Source organism: Blastococcus sp. SYSU DS0533 (assembly GCF_054050775.1).
Window position 1 is genome coordinate 113,521 of record NZ_JBJGZZ010000004.1, and the last position, 21,194, is coordinate 134,714.

The following is a 21,194-nucleotide window of genomic DNA, read 5'->3' on the forward strand; positions in this document are numbered from 1 at the left end:
GCCCACGCCCGCGGGGCAGAGGGCGACTGTCCTCGAGCAACCTCTCCCGCTCCGGCCGGGGCAGCAGTCGCCCCCGGCGGGTCCGCGACAGGGGCCTGCCCACGGTCACCGCCACCACAGCACCGACGGGCTGCATGGCAGCATCGCCGGGTGGCCCGCCTGCTGATCGCCAACCGCGGCGAGATCGCCGTCCGCATCGCCCGCGCCGCCGCCGCCGAGGGATGGGCCTCGGTCGCCGTCACCGCCGCCGACGAGCCCGACGCACCGCACGTCGCCGCCGCCGACGAGGCGCACGTCCTCCTCGGGAGCGGGCCGGCGGCCTATCTCGACCCCGCGGCGATCGTCGAGGCCGCGCTCGCCACCGACTGCGCCTTCGTGCACCCCGGTTACGGCTTCCTCTCCGAGACCCCCGACCTGACCCGGGCCTGCGCGGACGCCGGCGTCACCGTCGTGGGGCCGGCCCCCGAAGACCTCGCCGTCCTGGGTGACAAGGCGCTCATCGGCGCCAACCTCTCGGTGCCGATCGGGACGGTCGTCCTCCGCAAGGCCTACGGCCTGGGCGCGCAAGCCATGGCCGGCGGTAGCACCAAGGTGCCGCGGTTCACCGTCGGCTGGCCCACCAGCGAGTTCGGGCCGATGGGCCTGGAGGGTGCGGTCCGGCTCGGCATGCGCCGGGAGCTCGCCGCCATCGAGGACGACGCCGAGCGGCAGGCCGCCTACGAGGCCGCCGTCGCCGCCGCCTACGAGAAGGGCCGCGGGCTCAACGTCGCCGCCCACTGGGAGATCGACGACGTCATCGACCCGGCCGACACGCGCCGCTGGATCGCCACGCTCACCCGCGAAGTCGCCGCCACGCCGCGGCCGGCGGGGCGGGTTCGCCCGCACGTCGACACCTGGTGAACCACCCGCTCGGGTGGTTGACGGGCCGCGCGGCGGGGCACGGAGGACGACGAGCACTGCGCCGGCGGCAGCCGGTGCGACGACGAGGAGGCAGACATGGGAATGATGCGGAAGCTCATCGCGTCCGGTGTGGCGGCCAAGATCTTCCAGGAGGCCAAGAAGCCGCAGAACCAGGCGAAGATCAAGAAGTTCATCGCGGACTTCCAGAACAAGAGCGGTGGCGCCGGCAGCGGCAAGGGTCGCGGCGCCGTCCGCTGACCCCGCCCCGCACCGTGCGGAGCCGCGGAGCGACCCCCGGTCCCGAGGCACCCGTCTCGCGGCCGGGGGTCGCTCCCGTTCCGGGGTCCGCCCACGGCGCTCCGGCGAAGACCCGTGAGGAGCGCTGGCAGGAGCGGCTCGCCCTGCCGGTCCTCGTCGCGGCGCTGGCCTCGATCCCGGCCATGTTCCTCACCGTCGCCGAGGGGACGCTGGGCACCGCCGGGCACGTCGTCGACGTCGTCAGCGGTCTCGTCCTCGTCGCCGAGACCGTCATCCTGCTGGTCGTCGCCGAGGACAAGCGCGCCTGGATCCGCGGCCACCTCGGGCTGCTCGCGCTCACCGCCGCGGTCGTCGTCGCCGTGGTGTTCGCGCTCGGCCCGGTGCAGGTCCTCCGCCTCGTCCGCACCGTCGGCGCCCTGCGCATCCTCCGCGCCGGCCGCATCGTCAGGGCCGCCCGCAGCGTCAGCGACCGCATGGGGTTCAACGGGCGGCTCGCGCACGTCGCCGCCGCCGGGGCCGGGGTGCTGGTCGCCGTCTTCGTCGGGGTGGTCCTCGCCGACCCGACCTCCCGCTCCCGCGACCTGCTCACCGCCGTCCTCGGCGACGTCGGCGCCCCGGCGATCGTCGTGCTGTCCGGGGTCGCCGGGCTCGTCCTCGGCGTCGCCACCTACCTGCTCGCCCGCGACCCCGGCGCCGGCGCGGACGCCGACGAGGAGGCGCGGCCCGCCGGATGACGCCGCCGTGACAGTGCGGGCCGCCGACGCATGGACGCGACCGGAACGGGCACCCACCCCCGCATGGGAATCATGAGCAAGCTGGCCAAGAGCGGACTGGCCAAGAAGGCCGTCGACGAGGCCCGGAAGCCGCAGAACCAGCAGAAGATCAAGGACGCGATCTCCAACTTCTCCAACAAGGGCAAGGGCAGCGGCACCAAGCCGCGCTGACCCGCGTGGGCGCGTTCGCAGAGGAGCAGCGATGACCGAGGGATCCATGACCGGCCGCCCGTACGGCGGTACCAACGACCCGTCCGCCGAGCAGGGCCTGCCCGGCGAGACGCCGGAGGAGGGCGAGGTCGGCGCCGCGCCGGAGCAGTCGCCGCGGGCGGCGCAGGGCGGCATGTCCGACGACGTCACGCGGGTGCCCGCCGGTGACGACGGCGACAAGCCGGCCGGCATGTCCGACGCCACCGGGCCGCAGGGCTGAGCATCCGGTAGACCTTCGGGCGTGCACCGCATCGCCGTCCTGGACGACTACCAGTCCGCCGCCGCCGGGTACTGCGACTGGTCGCTGCTGCCCGGGCCGGCGGAGGTCGTCGAGTTCCACGACACCGCCGCCGGCCCGGACGCGCTCGTCGCGCGGCTGCGCGGCTTCGACGTGGTCCTGGCCATGCGCGAGCGCAGCCGGTTCGACCGCGCCGTCCTCGAGCGGCTGCCCGGCCTGCGGCTGCTGGTGACCACCGGCATGCGCAACAAGTCCATCGACGTCGCCGCGGCCGCGGAGCTCGGCATCACCGTCTGCGGCACCGCCTCCTCGGCCACCTCGACCGTCGAGCTCACCTGGGCGCTGGCGCTCGCCGCCCTCCGCCACCTGCCGCAGGAGGACGCCTCCGTGCGCGCCGGCGGGTGGCAGACCACGGTCGGCGGCGACCTGCACGGCGCCCGGCTCGGCGTCATCGGCCTGGGCCGGATCGGCGCGCAGGTGGCCCGCATCGGGCAGGCCTTCGGCATGGACGTCGTCGCCTGGAGCCAGAACCTCACCGACGAGCGCGCCGCCGAGGCGGGGGCGCGCCGGGTCGAGCGCGACGAGCTCTTCGCGACCTCCGACGTCGTCACCGTCCACCTGCTGCTGTCCAAGCGCACCCGCGGGCTGATCGGCGCCGACGACCTCGCGCTGATGAAGCACACCGCGGTGCTGGTCAACACCAGCCGCGGCCCGATCGTCGACGAGGCGGCGCTGGTCGACGTGCTGCGCCGCGGCGCGATCGCCGGTGCGGGGCTCGACGTGTACGACGCCGAGCCGCTGCCCCGGGACCACCCGCTGCGGGAGCTGCGGCGGGCGGTGCTCACGCCGCACCTCGGCTACGTCACCCGCGGCACCTACGAGGTCTTCTACCGCGAGTCGGTGGAGGACGTCGCGGCCTGGATGCGCGGCACCCCGGTCCGGGTCATCGAGCCCGGGTAGCCGGCTCACGGGCCGCCGGGCAGCCACCCGGGGACCCCGACCACGGCCAGGGCGAGCAGGACGCCACCCGCCGCCAGCACGGCCGTCCCCAGCGCCAGCAGCAGGCGGACCGCCGGCCGCTGGGCGACCACCCACCGGGTCCACCGGGCGACCCGCCGGCGGGCGACCGCCAGCAGGCGCTCGGCCCAGGTGAACTCCGACGCGAGGACGGCCAGCCCGGCCAGGACGGTGAGCCAGCCGGGTCCGGGCAGCGGGACGGTCACCAGACCGACCAGGACGACGACGGTGCCGACCACGGCGACGCCCGCCCGGTACGCCTGCTCGAGCGGCGGAGCGGCGGCCAGCCGGCGCCGCCACGCCCGGCGGGGTGCCCGCCGGTCCGCACCCGTGCGGACCGGCGGGCGACCCAGGCCGAGCCCGGCGCCCACGCCCGTCACCCGGCGTCCCGGCGCAGCAGCGACCAGCCGCCGGCCGCCAGGGCCGCCGCGGCCCACCCGGCGAGCAGCGCCGTGGCGTGCACCGCGGTGATGTCCAGCGCGTCGAGCAGGACCCAGACCGCGCCCGAACCCGGCAGCAGCTCGCCGACGCCGGCCGCCCACGTCCCGAAGGCGGGGAGCAGCGCCGGCAGCACCAGCTGGAGCAGGAACACCGCGGCGAGCGCGCCGGCGGTGCTGCGCAGGAGGAAGCCGAACCCGGCGGTCATCACGCCCGCGGCGAGCAGCACGCCGGCGATCCCGCCGAGGCTCCCGGCCAGTTCCCCGGAGGAGAGCGCCAGGTCCGGCGCCAGCAGCTTCGCGAGCACGTCGGCGACGAGGGCGAGCAGCACCCCGGCCGCGGTGGCGACGGCGACCGGCACGGCCACCCGCGCGGCGAGCAGCACGCCCCGGCGCGGGGTCCACTGCAGCGTCGGCGCGATCGCCCCGCTGCCGTACTCGGAGGTGACCGCGAGCAGCACCACCAGCAGCAGCGCGAACTGCCCGACCAGCGTCCCGTACTCGCCGGCGACCGTCGCGGCCGCCGTGATGCCGACGGCGTCCGCCATCTCCGCCTCGTCCAGGGCGGAGAGCGTCCCGATGCCGACGGTCGCCACCGCGGCCGCGAGCAGGCACCACCACGTCGTCCGCAGGGTGCGCAGCCGCAGCCACTCGGCGCCGGCGGCGCGGGCGAGGACGGTCGCGGTGGCCGGTTCCGCCACCCGCGCGGTCGCGGCGGTCATGCCTGCACCTGCCCGGCCGGCTGGGGGGCGCCCGCCACCCGGTACTGGACGCTGTCCCCGGTGAGGTCGAGGTAGATCTCCTCCAGGGAGTGCTGCTGCTCGGCCAGCCGGTGCACGGCCACGCCGGTCTCCAGCGCGACGTCCCCCACGGTCTCGGCGGAGGCGCCCTCCACGAGCAGGTCGCCGTCGCCGGTGGGGTGGACCCGCAGCCCACGGCGCAGCAGCGCCCCGGCGAGGTCGTCGGTCGACGGCGTCCGCACGACCACCTTCCGGCCGGCGCGCTCCCCGCGCATGACCTCACCGATCGGTGCGTCGGCGATCAACCGGCCGCGGCCGATGATGACCAGGTGGTCGGCGGTCTGCTCCATCTCGCTCATCAGGTGGCTGGACAGCAGCACCGTGCGTCCCGCGTCCGCCAGCTCGCGCACCAGCCGGCGGACCCAGCGGACCCCGTCGAGGTCCAGCCCGTTCATCGGCTCGTCGAACAGCAGGACGGCGGGGTCGCCGAGCAGCGCGCCGGCGATGCCGAGCCGCTGCCGCATGCCCAGCGAGTAGCCCTTCACCCGCCGCCGGGCCGCGGGGCCCAGCCCGACCTGGTCGATCACCTCGTCGACCCGGCGGACGGGGATGGCGTGCGTGCGGGCGGCCACCCGCAGGTGGTCCCGGCCGCTGCGGCCCGGGTGCACCGCCTGGGCGTCGAGCAGCGCGCCGGCCGCCCGCAGGGGCTCACCGAGCCGGGGGAACGGCCGGCCGGCCACCAGCGCCTCCCCGGAGGTCGGCCGGTCCAGGCCCAGCACCATGCGCATCGTGGTGGACTTGCCCGCACCGTTGGGGCCGAGGAAGCCGGTCACCGCACCGGGGCGGACGTCGAAGGTGAGGTCGTCGACGGCGCGCACCGCGCCGTACTGCTTCGTGAGGCCGCGGACCTGGATCATGCCGGGCTCCGGAACGAGGATGGAGTCATGGCTGCGAGCGTTCCGGGGGCGGGGGTGCGGGCGGATCACCCCGCGGCGCCGACCCGGGTCCCCCGCGCGGGGGAGCGGTGGAGCACGCCCGCGGGGGAACCGCCGGGCGCGCCGGTCGGCGACGATCGGACCGTGCCCTCGATGACGTCCCCGCGCTCCGCGGCCGATATCACCGCCCGGCTGCGCGAGCAGCTCGCCGCCGCCCGGCCGGGCTGGCCGGGACGCGCCCTCTACGCGGTGGCGAGCCTGCCGTTCGGTCTCCTCTACCTCGCCCTGTACCTCGCCCTGTTCGGCTCGGTCTTCGCGGTGATCTACGGCGTCGGCGTTCTGCTCGTCCTGCTCGTGCTGGCCGCGACCCGCGGGTTCGCCGGCCTGGAGCGGGTGCTCGTGCGCGACCTGCTCGGTATCGACATCCCCGTCGGCGAGCGGGTGCGAGAGCAGCCCGGCCTGCCGCGGAAGCTCCGGCGGCTGCTGATGTCGCCCGGCACCTGGCGGGCGCTCGGCTGGCTGGGCGCGCGGGTGCTCGTGGGCGCGGCCACGCTCGCCACCCTGTTCTTCGGCGGGCTCGCGTTCGCCTACCTGGGGTGGGGCGCCGACTGGAACCCGATCACCGCGCTGCCCCTGCTGGCGCTGATGGGCGTGGTCGTCATCCTCACCCTGGCCGTGCTGGACCTGCTGGTGCGCCTGGCCGGTGCCGTGGCGCCGCGGCTGCTGGGGACCGCGACCGAGCAGCAGATCGCCGCCCTCCAGCAGAGCAGCCGCCGCCTCGCCGACCGCAACAGGCTGGCGCGCGACCTGCACGACACGATCGGGCACTCGCTGACCGCCAGCCTCCTGCAGGCCACCGCCGCGCGCCGCACGCTCACCCCCGCCGACGGCCGGCCGGTGCAGCCCGACTTCGCCCGCCAGGCGCTCGGGCACATCGAGACCAACACGCGCGCCGCGCTGGCCGAGCTCGACCGGGTGCTCACGGTGCTGCGCGACGGGGACGGCCCGCCCGCCGGCCCCGCCTTGGCCACCCCCGCCCTCGCCGACCTCGACGACCTCCTCGCCGGCCTGCGCGACGGCGGCCTGCCGGTCGCCCTCGTGGTCGACGGCGAGGTCGACGACGTGCCCCCGGGCGTGCAGGAGCTCGCCTACCGGGTCGTGCAGGAGGGGACGACGAACGTGCTGCGGCACGCCGGCACCCCGCTGACCGTGGCCCAGGTGGTGCGCGAGGGCGACGAGCTCGTCGTCCGGGTCTGCAACGAGCGCGCCTCGCAGCTGGACAGCCGGCCGGGGCCCGGGGGCGGCCGCGGGCTGGCCGGCCTGCGTGAACGGACCGCGGCGGCCGGCGGCACCCTGCGCGCCGAGCCGACGCCGACCGGCGGCTTCGAGCTGTGCGCCACGCTGCCGCTGGCGGGGGCGGCGTGACGCTGCGGCTGCTGCTGGTCGACGACGACGTGCTGGTCCGCTCCGGGCTGCGGGTGATCCTCGAGAGCGAGCCGGACCTCACCGTCGTGGGCGACGCCGGTACCGGCCGCGAGGCGCTGGACGTGGCGGCGCGCACGGATCCCGACGTCGTCCTGATGGACGTGCGGATGCCCGACATGGACGGGATCGCCGCCACCCGGGAACTCGTCGCACGGGACCCGGAGCGCCCGCGCGTGCTGGTGCTGACCACCTTCGAGGACGACGACTACCTGTTCCGGTCGCTGCAGGCCGGGGCGAGCGGGTTCGCGCTGAAGCGGGCGGACCCCGACGAGCTCGTCGACGCGATCCGGGTCGTCGCCCGCGGCACGTCGCTGGTGCTGCCCGACCTCACCCGCCGGCTGATCGCCTCGCACGCGCCGTCGCGCGCCCGGGGCGACGCCGCCCTGCCCGAGCTGACCGGCCGTGAGGCCGACGTCCTGCGGCTGGTCGCCGGCGGGCTCTCCAACGCGGAGATCGCCACCGAGCTGTTCCTCAGCCGCGAGACCGTGAAGACCCACGTCAGCAGCGTGCTGCTCAAGCTGCGTGCCCGGGACCGCACCCAGGCGGTCATCGCCGCCTACGAGAGCGGCTTCATGACCGCCTGACCCGGCCGACTGGGAGCAGCCCCCGTGTCCGCGCGCGGGTCGACCCGGGGCGGCGGGGGAGGAGCCGCGTGGGCACGCGGCTCCACCCTCCGCGGGGCGGCCGGACGTGCCGGTGGACCCGCCCGTCGCCACCGGCCCGGAGCGCTAGACGAGGAAGCGGTACGCCGTCGTCCCCGGGGCCACGAGCTGGATGCGCAGCGGGCTGGCCTCGCACCGGGCCAGCAGCGCGGGCAGCCCGTCGGCGCTGCCCAGCTCGATGCCGGTGAGCGCCGCGCCGGTCTCGCGGTTGTCCCGCTTCACGTACTCGAACAGCACGATGTCGTCGTCCGGGCCGAGCACCTCGTCGAGGAAGCGGCGCAGCGCGCCCGGCTCCTGCGGGAACTCCACGAGGAAGTAGTGCTTGAGGCCGCGGTGCACCAGCGAGCGCTCGATCACCTCGGCGTACCGGCTGACGTCGTTGTTGCCCCCGGAGAGCAGGCAGACGACGGTCTGCCCCGGCTCGACCGCGACCAGCCCGCCGCTGACCGCCGCTGACGAGAGCGCACCCGCGGGCTCGGCGATGATCCCGTCGGCCTGGTAGAGGTCGAGCATCTCGGTGCAGATCTGCCCCTCGGGGACGGTCAGCAGCTCGGCCCCGGAGTCGCGCACCAGGGGGAGCGTCACCGCGCCCACCCGCCGCACGGCCGCGCCGTCGACGAAGGTGTCGAGCTCGGGGAGCTCCACCGGCTCCCCGGCGGCCACCGCCGCCGCCATGCCCGCCGCCCCGGCCGGCTCCACCCCGACCAGCCGGGTGCCGGGGGAGTGCCGGCGCAGCCACGTGCCGCACCCGGCCAGCAGCCCGCCCCCGCCCACGGGCAGGACGACGACGTCGGGCGTGCACCCCAGCTGCTCGAGCACCTCCACGGCCACCGTCGCCTGCCCGGTCACCGTGCTCAGCGCGTCGAAGGCCGGCACCAGCGTCGCCCCGCTCGTGGCGGCGTCGTCCGCGGCCGCGGCGGCGGCCTCGTCGTAGGAGTCGCCGACGACGACGAGGGTCACCATGTCGCCGCCCAGCGCGGCGATCCGCTCGCGCTTCTGCCGCGGCGTCGTCCCCGGGACGTAGACCCGCCCGCGCACCTGCAGCGCCCGGCAGGCGTAGGCCACCCCCTGCCCGTGGTTGCCGGCGCTGGCGCAGACCACCCCGGCCGCGCGGGCGGCGCCGTCCAGCCCGGCGATCGTGTTGTAGGCGCCGCGGATCTTGTAGGAGCGGCCCACCTGCAGGTCCTCGCGCTTGAGCCACACGTCGGCGCCGGTGAGCCCGGAGAGGCGGGCGTTGCGCTGCAGGGGCGTCCGCTCGGCCACCCCGGCGAGCCGGCGTCCCGCCTCCCGCACCGCGGTGGAGAAGTCGTCGGGCGACGCGTCGTCGCGAGGAGTACCGCTCACACCGCCCATCGTCGACGACACGCCCCGCGCCCGGCGTGGCAGGTCACGGTTCGGTACGTGATGTACCCCACGGTGTTGCCCGCGGGCCTACGGTCGGCGTCCCCTCCTGGAGGCGGCGCGCGAGGCGGTGAGGTCGGTGGCCGGAGCCCTGGTCGTCTACGAGTCGGTGTTCGGCGACGCGAGGCGGGTCGCCATGGCGGTGGCCCACGGGCTGTGCAGCCGGCTGCAGGTCGACGTCGCCTGCGCGCGCGAGGCCCCGATGCTGGTGCCCGCCGACGTGTGCCTGCTCGTGGTCGGCGGGCCGAGGCACGCGTTCGGCATGCCCCGCCCGGCCACCCGGGAGGGCGCGGTCCGGGACCACGCTGCGGTGATCCCCGACGTCACCTTCGGTCTGCACGAGTGGCTGGACGCCGTCCGCCTGCCGCGCGGCATCCAGGCCGCGGCCTTCGACACCCGCATGGACCACCCGGTGCTGGTCACCGCGCTGGACCACGCGGCCCGCACCGAGGAGAAGCTGCTCCGCCGGCTGGGCGCCACCCTGGCCGCACCCGCCGAGCACTTCCTCGTCGCCGACGTCGCCGGCCCGCTGGTCGACGGCGAGGAGGAGCGGGCCCGCCGGTGGGGGCAGGCGCTGGCAGAGCTGGTGGCCCCGCACAGGATCCCGGTCCGGGGCTGACCGGTCGGCCCGGCGCGGTCAGCGCGGGTCGAGCAGCCGCAGGCGCGGCTGGGTGACCAGCCGCTTCTCGAAGGAAACCCGGTGCCGGCCGTCGTCGTCCTGCACGAACTGCAACTCGTCGACCAGCGCCCGCATGAGCACCAGCCCCCGGCCGCGGTCGTCCAGGGCCGAGGTCGAGGCATCCGTGGCGGTCGCCGGGTCGAACCCCTCACCGTCGTCCACGACGCTGATCCGGCACGTGTCGTCGTCGATGGAGGCGTCGACCTGGTAGGCCTCGTGCTCGGCGGCGTGGTCGACGACGTTCGCGCAGGCCTCGGTCAGCGCCAGCACGATCTCGTCGATCACCGCCTGCTGCACCACCAGGTGCTCCAGCGCCTGGCGCAGCAGCCCGCGCACCAACGGCACGCTGTGCGCGTCGGTCGGCAGGCGCACGCTGAAGTCGATGTTCACGGCCGCTCAGCCCCCTCCTGCCCGGTGGCCTACCCTCGGACGCCGGAGACGACGCGTTGAGGGAGGTGAACGGTGCTCTTCGACGTGGAACGTACGACGGTCGCCGGGCGTCCGGCCGTCACCGTACGGGGTGAGCTCGACCTCGCGACGGCCCCGCAGCTGGCGGAGGCCGTCGAGGCCCTGCTCAGCACCGGTCCCGCGGGCATCGTGGTGGACCTGACGCCGACGGCCTTCCTGGACTCCTCCGGCGCCCGCACCCTCATCGCCGTCGCCCGCAAGGCCGCCGCCGTGGGTGCGGAGCTGCACGTGGTGGCCCCGCGGAGCAACCGCCCGGTCCGGCTGCCGATCGACCTGCTCGACCTCGGCGCGGTGGTGCCGATCGTGAACTCCGCCGGCGAGGTCTCCAGCCCCGCCGTCAACCGCGACGCCACGTGACGTCGCTGCGGTGACGAGCTCCGCAGCCCGCCCGGCGCCCGTCGACGACGAGGCGCTGGCCCGCTGCGCCGACGAACCGATCGCCGTCCCCGGCGCGGTTCAGCCGCACGGGGTCCTGCTGGCGGTCACCGAACCCGGCCTCGCGGTCGTCGTCGCCTCGGGTAATGCCACGCCCCTGTTCGGGGGCACGGTCGCGGGCCGCGGCCTCGACGAGCTGCTCGACCCCGCGGACGCCGAGCGCCTGCGGGCCGGACTCGCCGGCGACCTCGCCGAGCTGAACCCGCTCCGGGTGCGCGTGGCCGGCACGGAGGTCGACCTCGTGGTGCACCGGGCCGACGGCCTGCTGATCACCGAGTGGGAGCCGGTCGTGGGCGCGGAGGAGGCCGGTAGCGCCTGGCACCGCCGGCTGCCCACCGTGCTGCAGCGGCTGTCTGCCAGCGCGACGCTCGACGAGCTCTCGGACGTGCTGGCCCGGGACGTGCGCGCACTCACCGGCTTCGACCGGGTGATGGTCTACCGCTTCGACCCGGAGTGGAACGGCGAGGTCATCGCCGAGGACCGGCGCGCGGACCTCGAAACGTTCCGCGGTCTCTGGTTCCCGGCCAGCGACATCCCGGCCCAGGCGCGGGCGCTGTACGCGACGAACTGGATGCGGCTGATCCCCGACGCCGGCTACCGGCCGGTGCCGCTGGAGCCGCAGACGGTCGGCGGGCGCCCCCTCGACCTCTCCGGTGCCATGCTGCGCAGCGTCTCGCCGGTGCACCTGGAGTACCTGGCCAACATGGGCGTCCGGGCCTCCATGTCCATCTCGCTGGTCGACCGCGGCCGGCTGTGGGGCCTCATCGCCTGCCACCACTACGCCGGCCCGCACCGGCCCTCCTACACCGACCGCACCGCCGCGGAGTTCCTCGGCCGCACCGCCTCGCTGCTGCTACCTACCAAGGTGGCCGCGAACGAGCAGGACGGCGTCGTGGAGGTGGCGCAGCGCCGGGCCGAGCTCGCCGCGGTCATCGGCCGCACGCCGCGGAGCCTCGCCGCCGCGCTCACCGACGGGGAGGTCACCGCGCTGGACCTGCTGCCGGCCGCCGGCGTCGCCGTGCGGCTCGGCGGCCAGCTGCACCTGCTCGGGGCGACGCCCCCCGCCGACCGGGTCGGCCCGCTGGTGCGCGACCTGCTGGCTGCCGGCGTCCGCGCCACCGATGCGGTGAGCCGGGTCGTGCCGACCGCGGCCGACCTCGCGGCCACCGCCAGCGGGGTGCTGGTCGCCGAGGTGGCCGGTGGCCGCGGCGACTACCTCGCCTGGTTCCGGCCGGAGACGCTGCGGGAGATCACCTGGGGCGGCAACCCGTACACGTCGAAGACCGCGCAGACCGACGCCGGGCCGCGGCTGAGCCCGCGCCGGTCGTTCGACGCGTGGAGCGAGACGGTGCGGGAGCGGTCGCAGCCGTGGCTCGACCACGAGGTGGAGGCGGTGCGCAGCCTGGCCGGCCTGCTCACCGAGACCGCCGCGAACCGGGCCACGGAGGACAACCGGCTGGCCGCCGCCCTGCAGCGCACCCCGCTGCTCGAGCAGCTGCCGGAGGTGCCCGGCGTCGACCTGGCCGCCCGGTACCTGCCGAGCGCGGACGACGTCGTGGGCGGCGACTGGTACGACCTGGTGCCGCTGCCCGGGGGACGGGTGTCGATCGTGCTGGGTGACGTCGCCGGGCACGGGCTGGCCGCCGCGGCGATCACCGCGCAGCTGCGGCACGCGCTGCGCGCCCACCTGCTGCGCGCCGTCGGGCCGGCCGCCGCGCTGGACGGGCTCAACGAGGTCATCGGCGCGCTGCTGCCCGGCGAGCTCGCCACCGCAGTCGTCGCCGAGCTCGACCCGGCGACCGGTGAGGTGCTGATCGCCAACGCCGGGCACCTGCCGGTGCTGCACGCCACCGGTGGTGGCGCCGAGTACCTCCGCGGGGGACGGGGCCCCGCGCTCGGCCTGCTGGACTCAGCCGGGTACCGGGAGACCCGCCTCACCCTCGCCGGCGACGACCGCCTGCTGCTGGTCAGCGACGGGCTCGTCGAGCGCGGTCGAGGTGGGCTCAGCGCCGGGCTGGACGACCTCCGTGCCGCCGTCGCCGGTGGTCCGGTGGCCCCCCAGGCGCTGGCCGACGCGGTGCTCGCCGCCCTGGACCCGCCGCGAACCGACGACGTCACGCTGCTGGCGCTCGCGCGTACCTGAGGCGGGTCACGGCCGCGACACGATCGCACCCGTCGCGGTGCGGCGCGGCGCGGCAGCGGACGCCCGCGCCCTAGTGTCGCGCGGACGGCCGCCGCCGGGCGGTCGGACCGCCGACGGGGGAGCCGCCAGTGCCGCCGACCGCCGTTCGCGCCCGCCGTCGGGGCCGTCGGCTGGCGGCCGCGGTGGTCGCCTCCGTGGTGCTGACCGCGTGCGCCGGGCCCGCCGCCCCGGTCGCCGCACCGACGACGACGCCGACGCCGGCCCCACCCCCGCCGCCGCCCCCGCCGGTGCTGTGGCCGCTCACCGGTCTGGACAGTGCGGGCGCCTACGCGGAGCGGCCGGCGCTGGCTGTGAAGATCGAGAACTCGGTGGACGCCCGCCCGCAGACCGGCTTGAACGCCGCCGACCTGGTGTGGGAGCAGGTCGTCGAGGGTGGCATCCCGCGGTTCGTCGCCGTCTACCACTCCACGGTGCCGGGGGAGATCGGGCCTGTCCGATCGGTGCGGCCGATGGACCCGGCGATCGCCGCCCCGCTGCGCGGTGTGTTCGCGTTCTCGGGCGGTCAGCGTCCCTACGTCGACGCCGTCGCCGCGGCGGGCCTGCAGGTGGTCAGCCGCGACAGCGGGGCAGTCGGCTTCCACCGGGTGGCCGGCCGGCCGGCGCCGCACGACGTCCACGCCGACCCCCACGCGCTGCTGGCGCAGGCCGACGCCGCCCACCGCGCCGCGCCGCCCGGCCAGTTCCTGATGGCGGCGGACGGCGCCCACGCCAGCGCCGTCCTCACCGGCGCGCCGACCGCGGTGGTCGACCTGAAATTGTCCGGCATCAGCCGGCCGAGCTGGACGTGGAGCCGGCCCGACGGCCGCTGGGTGCGTGCCGAGGCCGGCACCCCGGCGGTCGAGGCCGACGGCACACCCCTGCGGGCCACCAACGTCGTCGTGATGCGGGTCGAGGTGGTGAACACCTCCGCCACCGACCCGGCGGGCAACCCGGTGCCGGAGACGGTGATGGTCGGCGGGGGAGAGGCGCTGGTGGCGACCGGCGGGAAGGCGCTCGCCGCCACCTGGGCCAAGGGATCGGCGGCGGACCCCGTCGCCCTGACCGGCCCGGACGGCAACCCGGTGCTCCTCGCTCCCGGTACGACCTGGGTGGAGCTGGTGCCGGTGCGGACGGGCGCGGTCACCCTGCGCTGAGCGCGGTCTGGTGGGCCGCGGCGGCGCGGGGCATGGTGACCACCCGCGGGCAGTAGCGCTCTGCCCACTCCGGCGGGGCAGAGCGCTACTGCGTGGCGGGGTGTACGCGTGCCCGGCTCGCGCTGTGCCCACTCCGGCGGGGCAGAGCGCTACTGCGTGGCGGGGTGTACGCGTGCCCGGCTCGCGCTGTGCCCACTCCGGCGGGGCAGACCGCTACTGCCTGGGAGGAGCCCGGCCCCGTCGGCGTCTGCTGCGGGAGCTCGCCTCTGCATGCCCGTGCACTCACAGGCAGAGCATCCCGGGGGCGCTGACGGATGCCAGGACCCTCCCGGGCGCCGGCGATCACACCGTCTCGGGCACCCGCAGGTGGGCCAGCACCAGGTCGAACTCGCCCATGGCGGTGATCTCCATGCCGAGCTCCCGGGTGATCTGCTCCCGCATGCTGCGCACCGTCTCGGCCGAGGCCTCCATGTCGTGCCGGCTGGCGTAGGTGGCGGCGAGCGCGCCGAGGCCGGTCCGCCGATCGGTCAGCAGGCTCACGCTGCAGAAGCCCGGCAGCTCGTCCAGGCGTGGCAGCACGGCCGTCCGCACCGCATCGACCGATCGGTCGGTGCCCGCCGGATCACCGCGGGTCCAGGTGACCCGGGTGCACGCCCCCTCGGGTGCCTCGCTGCGGCGGTGCAGCAGCGCGATCTCCCACTCGTCCACCTCGGCCACCGCACCGAAGATCTCCGCGGCGTGGTCGCGCATGTCACGGACGCTCGCGGCGCTGGCGTGCATGGCGCTGTCGTCGGCCCACGCCGTGGTGACGATGCACCGGGCCCCGGGCCGGTCGCAGATCATCGAGAGGCCGACGCAACCGCTCATCCCCTCGACCGCCGGCATGACGGTGTCCCGGACGTAGGCGATCCCGTCGTCCATGTCGCGGACGTTGCTCAGGGTGGTGGACCGGGCGTACATGCCACCCACTCCTCTCGGATCAGGCGACGCCCCTGCGGCATCGCCGCGATCCCCACTGTCCTCGCCGCGGAGCCGCCTGTGAACCGGCTCCGGCACCCCGGTCGCGGATCGGTCAGCCGGTCAGCAGGCCGTCGGGGGACTCGCGGAGCCGGCCGGCGTCGAGCGCGGCGGCCAGCGCCTTCTCCAGCACGGGCGTCACCGACGCGGCCCGCCGCTTGTAGCCGAACACCGCGGCGGTCGCGGTGAGCAGCTCCTCGCGCCGCATCCCGGCCGCGGCCCGGCACAGCGCTGCCATCGCGTTGGCGATCTCCTCCGGCGCGACGTGCTCGATCGGCCGGTCGGTGCTCGACACCTGGCGGCGGAACCCGGTCCAGGTGGCCCGGTCGATCCCCTCGGGCCACAGGTGGTCGCCGTCGACGGCCGAGGGCGGCAGCAGCGAGAGCAGCATCTGCTTGCGCGCCTCGGTGGCCCGGTTCAGGCCGAACGCGCCCACGGTGAGCTTGGCCAGCCGGTCGACGTGGACCGGTCCCTCGGCCTTGATGCCGGCGACCAGCACCCGGCGCACCGCACGTGCGGCCTTGGACACCGGCAGCTCGTCGAGCACCGACTTCTCACCCGCGGTCTTCGGGATCCACGGCACGAACGGCGTCTCGCCCTCCAGGGCGGGGGCGGCCGCGGGCTTCGCGGCCGCCTTGGGCGCGGGACGGGCGGTCACCGCGGGCACCGCCATGGAGGTGACCGAGGAGCGCAGCGCGGCCACGCCCTTGAACGACTCGACCGCGGCCGTGGGCAGCGGCACCGGCGCCACGGCCGGCCGGCTCGGCGCGGGCGCCGCGTCGACCGCGGCCACCAGCCGGTCGACGACGGCCGCCGGGTCGGCCAGCCACGCCGGCAGCCACACCCGCTGCACGACCGGCCACCTCAGCATGTCGCCGAGCACCTCCGGCGGCAGGCCGTCGCGGTCACCGACGGTGCCACGGCGCGCCCAGGCCGGCCCGTCCAGCAGCACGGCCATCAGCGGTGCGTCCGGGTCGGCAGCCCGGCTCACCGACAGGTCCACGCGGAACTCCGAGAGCCCGACGTCGGTGCGCACCACCAGTCCGCGCTCGCGCAGCGCGGCCGCGACCTGCTCCCGGTGGCGGTCGACGACGGCGGCGGACCGCGGTGAGCGCGGCAGCACGTCGGTGCCCTGCTCGGCCATGTCGAGGTAGGCCCGCAGGTGCTTGATGCCCACCGAGGAGGTCTCCTCGGCCCGCAGCTGCGCGGGGTCGAAGGAGGAGAAGACGACCACCTGGCGGCGGGCCCGGGTGATCGCCACGTTCAGCCGCCGCTCGCCACCCTGGCGGTTCAGCGGGCCGAAGTTCAGCGGCAGCGTCCCGTCGGCGGCGGGGGAGAAGCCGGTGGAGAAGAAGATGACGTCGCGCTCGTCGCCCTGCACGTTCTCGAGGTTCTTGACGAACAGCCCCTCGCCGTCGGTGCGGTCCAGCGCGGCCGCCAGCCGGTCGTCGTCGGCGTCGCGGAGCAGCGCCTCGATGTAGGAGCGCTGCTGGGCGTTGAACGTCACCACGCCGATCGAGGGCACGGCGTCGATGCCGTCCCACTGCGGCACCGCGTCGAACCGGCGGCGGATCTCGGCGACGATCGCCTTCGCCTCGATGGGGTTGGTGCGCAGCAGCCGTCCCGCCCCGGAGCGGTGGAACGTGCCGGGCACCCGCACCAGCGAGACGCCGCGTCCGTCGGCGTCGGCCGAGGCCCGCCCGTGCGTGGGCGCCGGGAAGGAGGAGAGCCGGCTGTCGTAGTACTGGGCGTTGGAGAAGGCGATGAGCGACTCGTCCTGGCTCCGGTAGTGCCAGGAGAGCCAGTGCCGAGGCACGCGCGCCTGCACGCACTCCCCGAGGATCGACTCCTCGTCCTCGACCGCGGTCTCCACGACCTCCACCGAGTCGTCGCCCGCGGGAGCCGTCGGCTCGAGGAACGACGTCGGCGGCATCTGCCTGGAGTCGCCGACGACGACCGCGGCCTTGGCCCGGCCCAGCGCGCCGACGGCGTCGGCGACCCGGATCTGCGAGGCCTCGTCGAAGACCACCAGGTCGAACTGGCCGGCCTTCGCGGGGAAGAAGCGGGCCACCGAGTCCGGGGACACCAGCACGCACGGCATGACGGCGGTGACCAGCTCGCCGTACTGCGCGAGCAGCTGCCGCACGCCCAGCCCGCGGCGCTGCTTGGCCAGCTCCCGCTGCAGCGCGCCGACCTGGCCGGTGCCCATGGCGGCGTCGAAGGGCCGGGCGGCGAGCACCGACGCCGGCAGCGCCTCGGTCAGGTGCGCGCGCACCGCCCGGGACGCCTCGGTGAAGCGGACGATCGCCGACTCGTGGGCCTCGACGTCGAAGAGGTCCAGGCCCGTGGCGTCCAGCCGCTCGGCGACCGACGCCGTCGCCAGGCCGCGGTCCAGGGCGCGCACCGCGTCGTCGGCGGCGACCTCGCCGGTGATCAGCATGGTGCGGGCGTCGAAGAGCCCGGCGTAGCGCAGCGGCTCCAGGGTGTCGAGGAAGGAGACCCAGCGGCGCAGGGACATGAGCACCGAGTTCTCGACGCCGCGCTCGGGGCGGGTCATCGACCAGCGGAACACCAGGCCGTCGTCGCCGGCCCAGGCGGCCAGCTGGTCGGGCGAGCTGCGGCAGACGGCGAGCAGCGCGACGACGGCGTCGCGCAGCCGGGCGACGGCGGCGGCCGGGGCCGGCGCGGCGGGAGTGCCGGCGACGATCAGCTTGCGCAGCGCCACGTGGAAGGCCGAGGAGCCGTCGACGGCGGCCCCGGCGCGGCGCAGCCACTCCACCTGGCGCTCGAGCAACTGCGGGTCGGTGAAGGGGTTCCAGGCCTCGGGGACGGCCAGCCCGGGCACCGAGGCGGCCCGGCCCGCGATCGCCTGGACCGCCGTCTGCACCCGCCACAGGTTCTCCACGAGCAGCGGGACGTCCTTGGGGCGCACCTTGGCGCCCGGGCGCAGGCAGCCGGCGATCTCCTCGCGGACGGCGAGCAGCCGCTTGCGGCGGCCCCACCAGCCCGACGCCGCCGCCGTCTGCGCACGCACGTAGATCTCCGCCAGCGGCAACCCGAGCGCCGCGGGCCCGGCGACGTCGAGACCCGGGTGCCGGAAGGCGGTGAACGCGGCCACCTCGCCGAGCACAGCGCCCGTCGCGGTCGTCCAGCGGCCGCTGAAGGTCTCGTCGAGCACGTCGAGACCCACCGGGGGTCCGGACAGCAGGTGGACCAGCGCGTCGAGGTCCTCGGGGGTGCGGGCGTGGCGCAGCACACCGCCGAGCTCGGGGAAGCCCGCGGCCTCCCGGACCGCCGCGTCGACCTCCGCCGCCGCCTCGCGGGCCGCCGGCAGGTCGATCTCGGGGGAGTCGACGAACGCCCACGGGTGCCGCGGCGAGGGCCGGGTGAGGTCGGCGATGTCGGGCAGCAGCGCGAGCGCCCGGCGCACCGCGGTGAGCACCTCGGCCGGGGCGTTGGCGACGAACGGCTTCGGCACCGGGAGGGCCGGGACGTCGGTGCCGGCGGTGAGCTCCGCGGTGCGGGCGGTGTACAGCGACAGGCCGGCGGCGTTCTCGGCGTGCAGCCGGTCGGCGTACCGGGCCAGCTGTCGGCGGGCCGAGCGCAGCCGCTCGTCGTCGGCGGCGAGCCCCTCCTCGTCGACGGCGACGGCGTGCTCCAGCGCCAGCCGGATCTGCGCGCGCACCATCGACGCGCGGGACCCCTTGTCGTGCAGGTCCAGGGCGAACATGCCCATGCCGACGGCGTCCAGCCGGCGGGCGACGACGTCGAGCGCGGCGCGCTTCTCGGCGACGAAGAGCACCCGCTTGCCGTCGGCGACCGCGCGGGTGAGCAGGTTGGTGATGGTCTGCGACTTGCCGGTGCCGGGCGGGCCCTCGAGCACGAACGTGCGGCCGGCCGAGGCCTCGGCGATCGCGCGGAGCTGGGAGGCGTCGGCGGGCACGGGCAGCCGGGCGGCGAGGTCGTCGAGGTCGACGTGGGCACCGGAGTCGCGGGCCGGGTCGAGGAAGGGCTCGGTCGGCTCGTGCACGAGGTGGTGCACCAGCGGGTTGCCGGTGAAGTCGCCCCAGTGCTCGTCGAGGTCCTTCCACAGCCGGTACTTGGCGAACTGCAGGATCGCCAGGTCCGCCGTCGCCTCGACCCGGTAGGGGAGGCCGTGGCCGACCAGCCCGACCCGCACCGCCTCCAGCGCGCGCTCCAGGTCGGGGGTGCTCTCCGCGGTGTCGCTGAGCGCGGGCACCACGAGGCCGTGCACCTGGCGCAGCTTCTCCAGCAGGCAGTAGTTCGGGGTGCTCGCGCCGGACTCGTCCAGCGACAGCCGGTAGGAGCCGGTGCGCCCCACCGGCGAAAGCACGACCGGCACCAGCAGCAGCGGGGAGCGCAGCGGACGGCCGTCCAGATCCCACACCAACGAGCCCAGCGCCAGGTACAGGTTGTTGGCGCCGGTCTCCTCCTGCACGGTCTTCGCCCGGTAGGCCAGGTTGCGCAGCCGCGGCAGGTACCCGCCGGTGGTGACGTCGGCGTGCACCTCGCGGCGCTCGACGAGCTTCTCGGTCAGCTGCTCGGCGGGCAGCTCCGCGGCACCGGCGAGCCCGCGCTCGGTCTGCACCGCGGCCAGCTGGTCGCCGGGGAGCAGGGTGATCGGGGTGCCGTCGTGGAGGAAGTTGTCCAGGATCGGCAGCGCGCTCGCGGGCAGGGTCAGCGGCAGCCCGGCGCGCTCGGTGTAGTTGATCAGCCGGTTGCGCAGGCTGAGGTCGAGCAGCGCGTTCTTCCACTGCTGCACCCGCGGCGGGGCTTCGGGGCGCTGCGGGGCCGCGCTCGCGGGCGGGGTGGGGAGCGCGGGGGCGCTGTGCTCGGCCGGGCGGTACTCGACGACCTGCAGCAGCCCCTCCGGTGTCCGGGCGCGGGCCGGCAGCGGCAGGATGCCGTCGCGCCGGGCCCGGTGGACGTCGGTGACGCCGAGCACGCGGTCGAGCTCGCCGGCCAGCCAGCCCTCGTGGGCAGGGGTGTGCAGGTCGGCGCCCGGCTCGCCGCCGCCGGTGAGCAGCGTGGTCTCGACCAGGCGGATGAGGCCGAGGTCGACCAGGTTGGCCAGCGGCGCGGCGTCGGTGGTGGCGGCGGACTCGGAGCTGCGCTCCTCCCGCCAGTAACCGAGGAAGGCGTGCGCCCCGCCGGCCCGGCCCCCGGCGGACCCCTCGGCCAGCCACAGCAGCGGCCGGATCCCGGCCCGCTCCAGCGCGGCCGCGAGGAGGACGACGGCGTCCAGCGGCGTGGCGACGCGCCAGGTGAGGACGTCGCCGGGGGAGCGCACCTGCTGGCCGAGGTCGGCCCAGCTCAGCGGCGGCTCGGAGTGCCGGATACCCCGGCGGCGCACCACCTCGGCGACCGCAGCGACGACCTCGTCCACGCGCTCGGCGGTGGCGGCGTAGCCGACCAGGGCGCCGCTGCCGGTCCGCTCCTCGAGCAGTCCGGCGGCCTCGGTCACCAGCCCGGTGACCGCAGGGTGGTTGGGCATGACGTGCGCGGCGAGCATCTCCAGCGACAGGGGGAGCGGGCTGGCCAGCCACTGGTTGGCGGCGAGCACCTGCACCGGGGCGGTGGCCTCGCCGACCAGCACGTCGTCGTGCCAGACCTCGACGTCCACCACGCCGGGGCGCTGCTCCTCGACGTGCAGCATCGCCGCCGGGTCCATGACCAGCCCGATGCCGGTGAGGACGGTGGCGCGGCCGCCGTCGACGTCGGCGAGCAGTTCGATCCCGTGGGCGATGGGGCCCTCGGCGTCGCGCACCGTCAGCCGGACGGTCGCCCCGCGCAGCGTGCGCCCGGAGGTGAGCGCCAGGCGCGACACCACCGGGACGCGGTTGTGCGCGAGCGCGTAGCTGAGCACCGGGGTGGAGGTCAGCTCGATGGAGACCACCGTCGGCGGCGCGACGACATCACCGATCCGGATGTCGGCAGTGCTCTCCATGTCACCTGTCTACCGGGTCGGACGGACTGGTCCGCCCATGGTCCCCGACGGGTGGGGCGGGTGTGACGGGAGAGCGCGAACGTTGCCGGATATCACGTGACCGGTGGTCCCGGCGCGGGCCGGTCCTGCCGATGGCGCGCCGCCGTCCCGCCGGGTGGGGGGCAGGGGCATGCGGATCCTCTGCCCCCGGGTGCAGGCGCACTCAGAGGCAGGGTGTCGACGGAGAGGTGTCGCA

Annotated in this window: 19 protein-coding genes; 12 read left to right on the forward strand and 7 right to left on the reverse strand. The window is 76.0% G+C overall.

From position 1 onward, the window contains the following. Positions 1–150: 150 nt before the first annotated feature. From ACI79W_RS06990 to ACI79W_RS07015, 6 genes are all read left to right on the forward strand, one after another. A complete protein-coding gene (locus ACI79W_RS06990; RefSeq protein ID WP_456561356.1) occupies positions 151–900 on the forward strand; it encodes a biotin carboxylase N-terminal domain-containing protein in 750 nt (249 codons plus the stop codon). Between the two features lie 96 nt (positions 901–996). Next, a complete protein-coding gene (locus tag ACI79W_RS06995; protein ID WP_236830383.1) occupies positions 997–1,158 on the forward strand; it encodes a hypothetical protein in 162 nt (53 codons plus the stop codon). A 14-nt stretch (positions 1,159–1,172) separates the two neighbouring features. Further along, a complete protein-coding gene (locus ACI79W_RS07000) occupies positions 1,173–1,892 on the forward strand; it encodes a hypothetical protein (protein WP_456561532.1) in 720 nt (239 codons plus the stop codon). Between the two features lie 63 nt (positions 1,893–1,955). Then, positions 1,956–2,102, forward strand: a complete 147-nt coding sequence (locus tag ACI79W_RS07005; protein ID WP_456561357.1) for a hypothetical protein — start codon at positions 1,956–1,958, stop codon at positions 2,100–2,102. 31 nt (positions 2,103–2,133) lie between these two features. Then, positions 2,134–2,361, forward strand: a complete 228-nt coding sequence (locus tag ACI79W_RS07010; protein ID WP_456561358.1) for a hypothetical protein — start codon at positions 2,134–2,136, stop codon at positions 2,359–2,361. A gap of 21 nt (positions 2,362–2,382) precedes the next feature. Continuing rightward, positions 2,383–3,339, forward strand: coding sequence for a D-2-hydroxyacid dehydrogenase family protein (locus ACI79W_RS07015; RefSeq protein WP_456561359.1), 957 nt, complete (start codon positions 2,383–2,385; stop codon positions 3,337–3,339). Positions 3,340–3,344: 5 nt separating this feature from the next. Here the strand turns inward: ACI79W_RS07015 and ACI79W_RS07020 are convergent, their stop codons facing one another. The 3 genes from ACI79W_RS07020 to ACI79W_RS07030 are packed head-to-tail and all read right to left on the reverse strand — an operon-like array spanning position 3,345 to position 5,490. After that, the gene (locus ACI79W_RS07020; protein WP_456561360.1) at positions 3,345–3,776 is read right to left on the reverse strand and encodes a TIGR02611 family protein; all 432 of its coding nucleotides are present in this window, start codon (positions 3,774–3,776) and stop codon (positions 3,345–3,347) included. Next, a complete protein-coding gene (locus ACI79W_RS07025) occupies positions 3,773–4,555 on the reverse strand; it encodes a hypothetical protein (RefSeq protein ID WP_456561361.1) in 783 nt (260 codons plus the stop codon). Before ACI79W_RS07025 ends, ACI79W_RS07020 begins: the two co-directional genes overlap by 4 nt. Then, on the reverse strand, positions 4,552–5,490 hold the full coding sequence (locus ACI79W_RS07030) for an ABC transporter ATP-binding protein (RefSeq protein ID WP_456561362.1): 939 nt from the start codon (positions 5,488–5,490) through the stop codon (positions 4,552–4,554). Before ACI79W_RS07030 ends, ACI79W_RS07025 begins: the two co-directional genes overlap by 4 nt. Before the next feature lie 171 nt (positions 5,491–5,661). Here ACI79W_RS07030 and ACI79W_RS07035 point away from each other — a divergent pair, with 171 nt between their 5' ends. Then, entirely contained in the window at positions 5,662–6,933 is a 1,272-nt protein-coding gene (locus ACI79W_RS07035) for a sensor domain-containing protein (protein WP_456561363.1), read from the forward strand. Next, positions 6,930–7,577 (forward strand): response regulator, encoded by a 648-nt coding sequence (locus ACI79W_RS07040; RefSeq protein ID WP_456561364.1) that lies wholly within the window; start codon positions 6,930–6,932, stop codon positions 7,575–7,577. The genes ACI79W_RS07035 and ACI79W_RS07040 overlap by 4 nt, the downstream gene beginning before the upstream one ends. A gap of 144 nt (positions 7,578–7,721) precedes the next feature. Here ACI79W_RS07040 and ilvA read toward each other — a convergent pair whose 3' ends face one another. Beyond that, a complete protein-coding gene (gene ilvA / locus ACI79W_RS07045; protein ID WP_456561365.1) occupies positions 7,722–9,008 on the reverse strand; it encodes a threonine ammonia-lyase IlvA in 1,287 nt (428 codons plus the stop codon). A gap of 127 nt (positions 9,009–9,135) precedes the next feature. Here ilvA and ACI79W_RS07050 point away from each other — a divergent pair, with 127 nt between their 5' ends. Further along, complete coding sequence (locus ACI79W_RS07050) at positions 9,136–9,675, forward strand: hypothetical protein (RefSeq protein ID WP_456561366.1); 540 nt, start codon at positions 9,136–9,138, stop codon at positions 9,673–9,675. A gap of 18 nt (positions 9,676–9,693) precedes the next feature. Here the strand turns inward: ACI79W_RS07050 and ACI79W_RS07055 are convergent, their stop codons facing one another. Next, positions 9,694–10,125, reverse strand: a complete 432-nt coding sequence (locus ACI79W_RS07055) for an ATP-binding protein (RefSeq protein ID WP_456561367.1) — start codon at positions 10,123–10,125, stop codon at positions 9,694–9,696. Between the two features lie 72 nt (positions 10,126–10,197). Between ACI79W_RS07055 and ACI79W_RS07060 the strand changes: the two genes are divergently transcribed. From ACI79W_RS07060 to ACI79W_RS07070, 3 genes are all read left to right on the forward strand, one after another. Then, entirely contained in the window at positions 10,198–10,560 is a 363-nt protein-coding gene (locus tag ACI79W_RS07060) for an STAS domain-containing protein (RefSeq protein WP_456561368.1), read from the forward strand. 10 nt (positions 10,561–10,570) lie between these two features. Further along, entirely contained in the window at positions 10,571–12,781 is a 2,211-nt protein-coding gene (locus tag ACI79W_RS07065) for a SpoIIE family protein phosphatase (RefSeq protein WP_456561369.1), read from the forward strand. Between the two features lie 128 nt (positions 12,782–12,909). Beyond that, positions 12,910–13,974, forward strand: coding sequence for a DUF3048 domain-containing protein (locus ACI79W_RS07070; RefSeq protein WP_456561370.1), 1,065 nt, complete (start codon positions 12,910–12,912; stop codon positions 13,972–13,974). Between the two features lie 342 nt (positions 13,975–14,316). On the opposite strand, the gene ACI79W_RS07075 is transcribed toward ACI79W_RS07070, so the two are convergent. Both ACI79W_RS07075 and ACI79W_RS07080 read right to left on the reverse strand, forming a co-directional pair. Continuing rightward, positions 14,317–14,934, reverse strand: coding sequence for a hypothetical protein (locus tag ACI79W_RS07075; protein WP_456561371.1), 618 nt, complete (start codon positions 14,932–14,934; stop codon positions 14,317–14,319). Between the two features lie 112 nt (positions 14,935–15,046). Next, positions 15,047–20,959, reverse strand: coding sequence for a DUF4011 domain-containing protein (locus ACI79W_RS07080; RefSeq protein WP_456561372.1), 5,913 nt, complete (start codon positions 20,957–20,959; stop codon positions 15,047–15,049). Between the last annotated feature and the right edge of the window lie 235 nt (positions 20,960–21,194).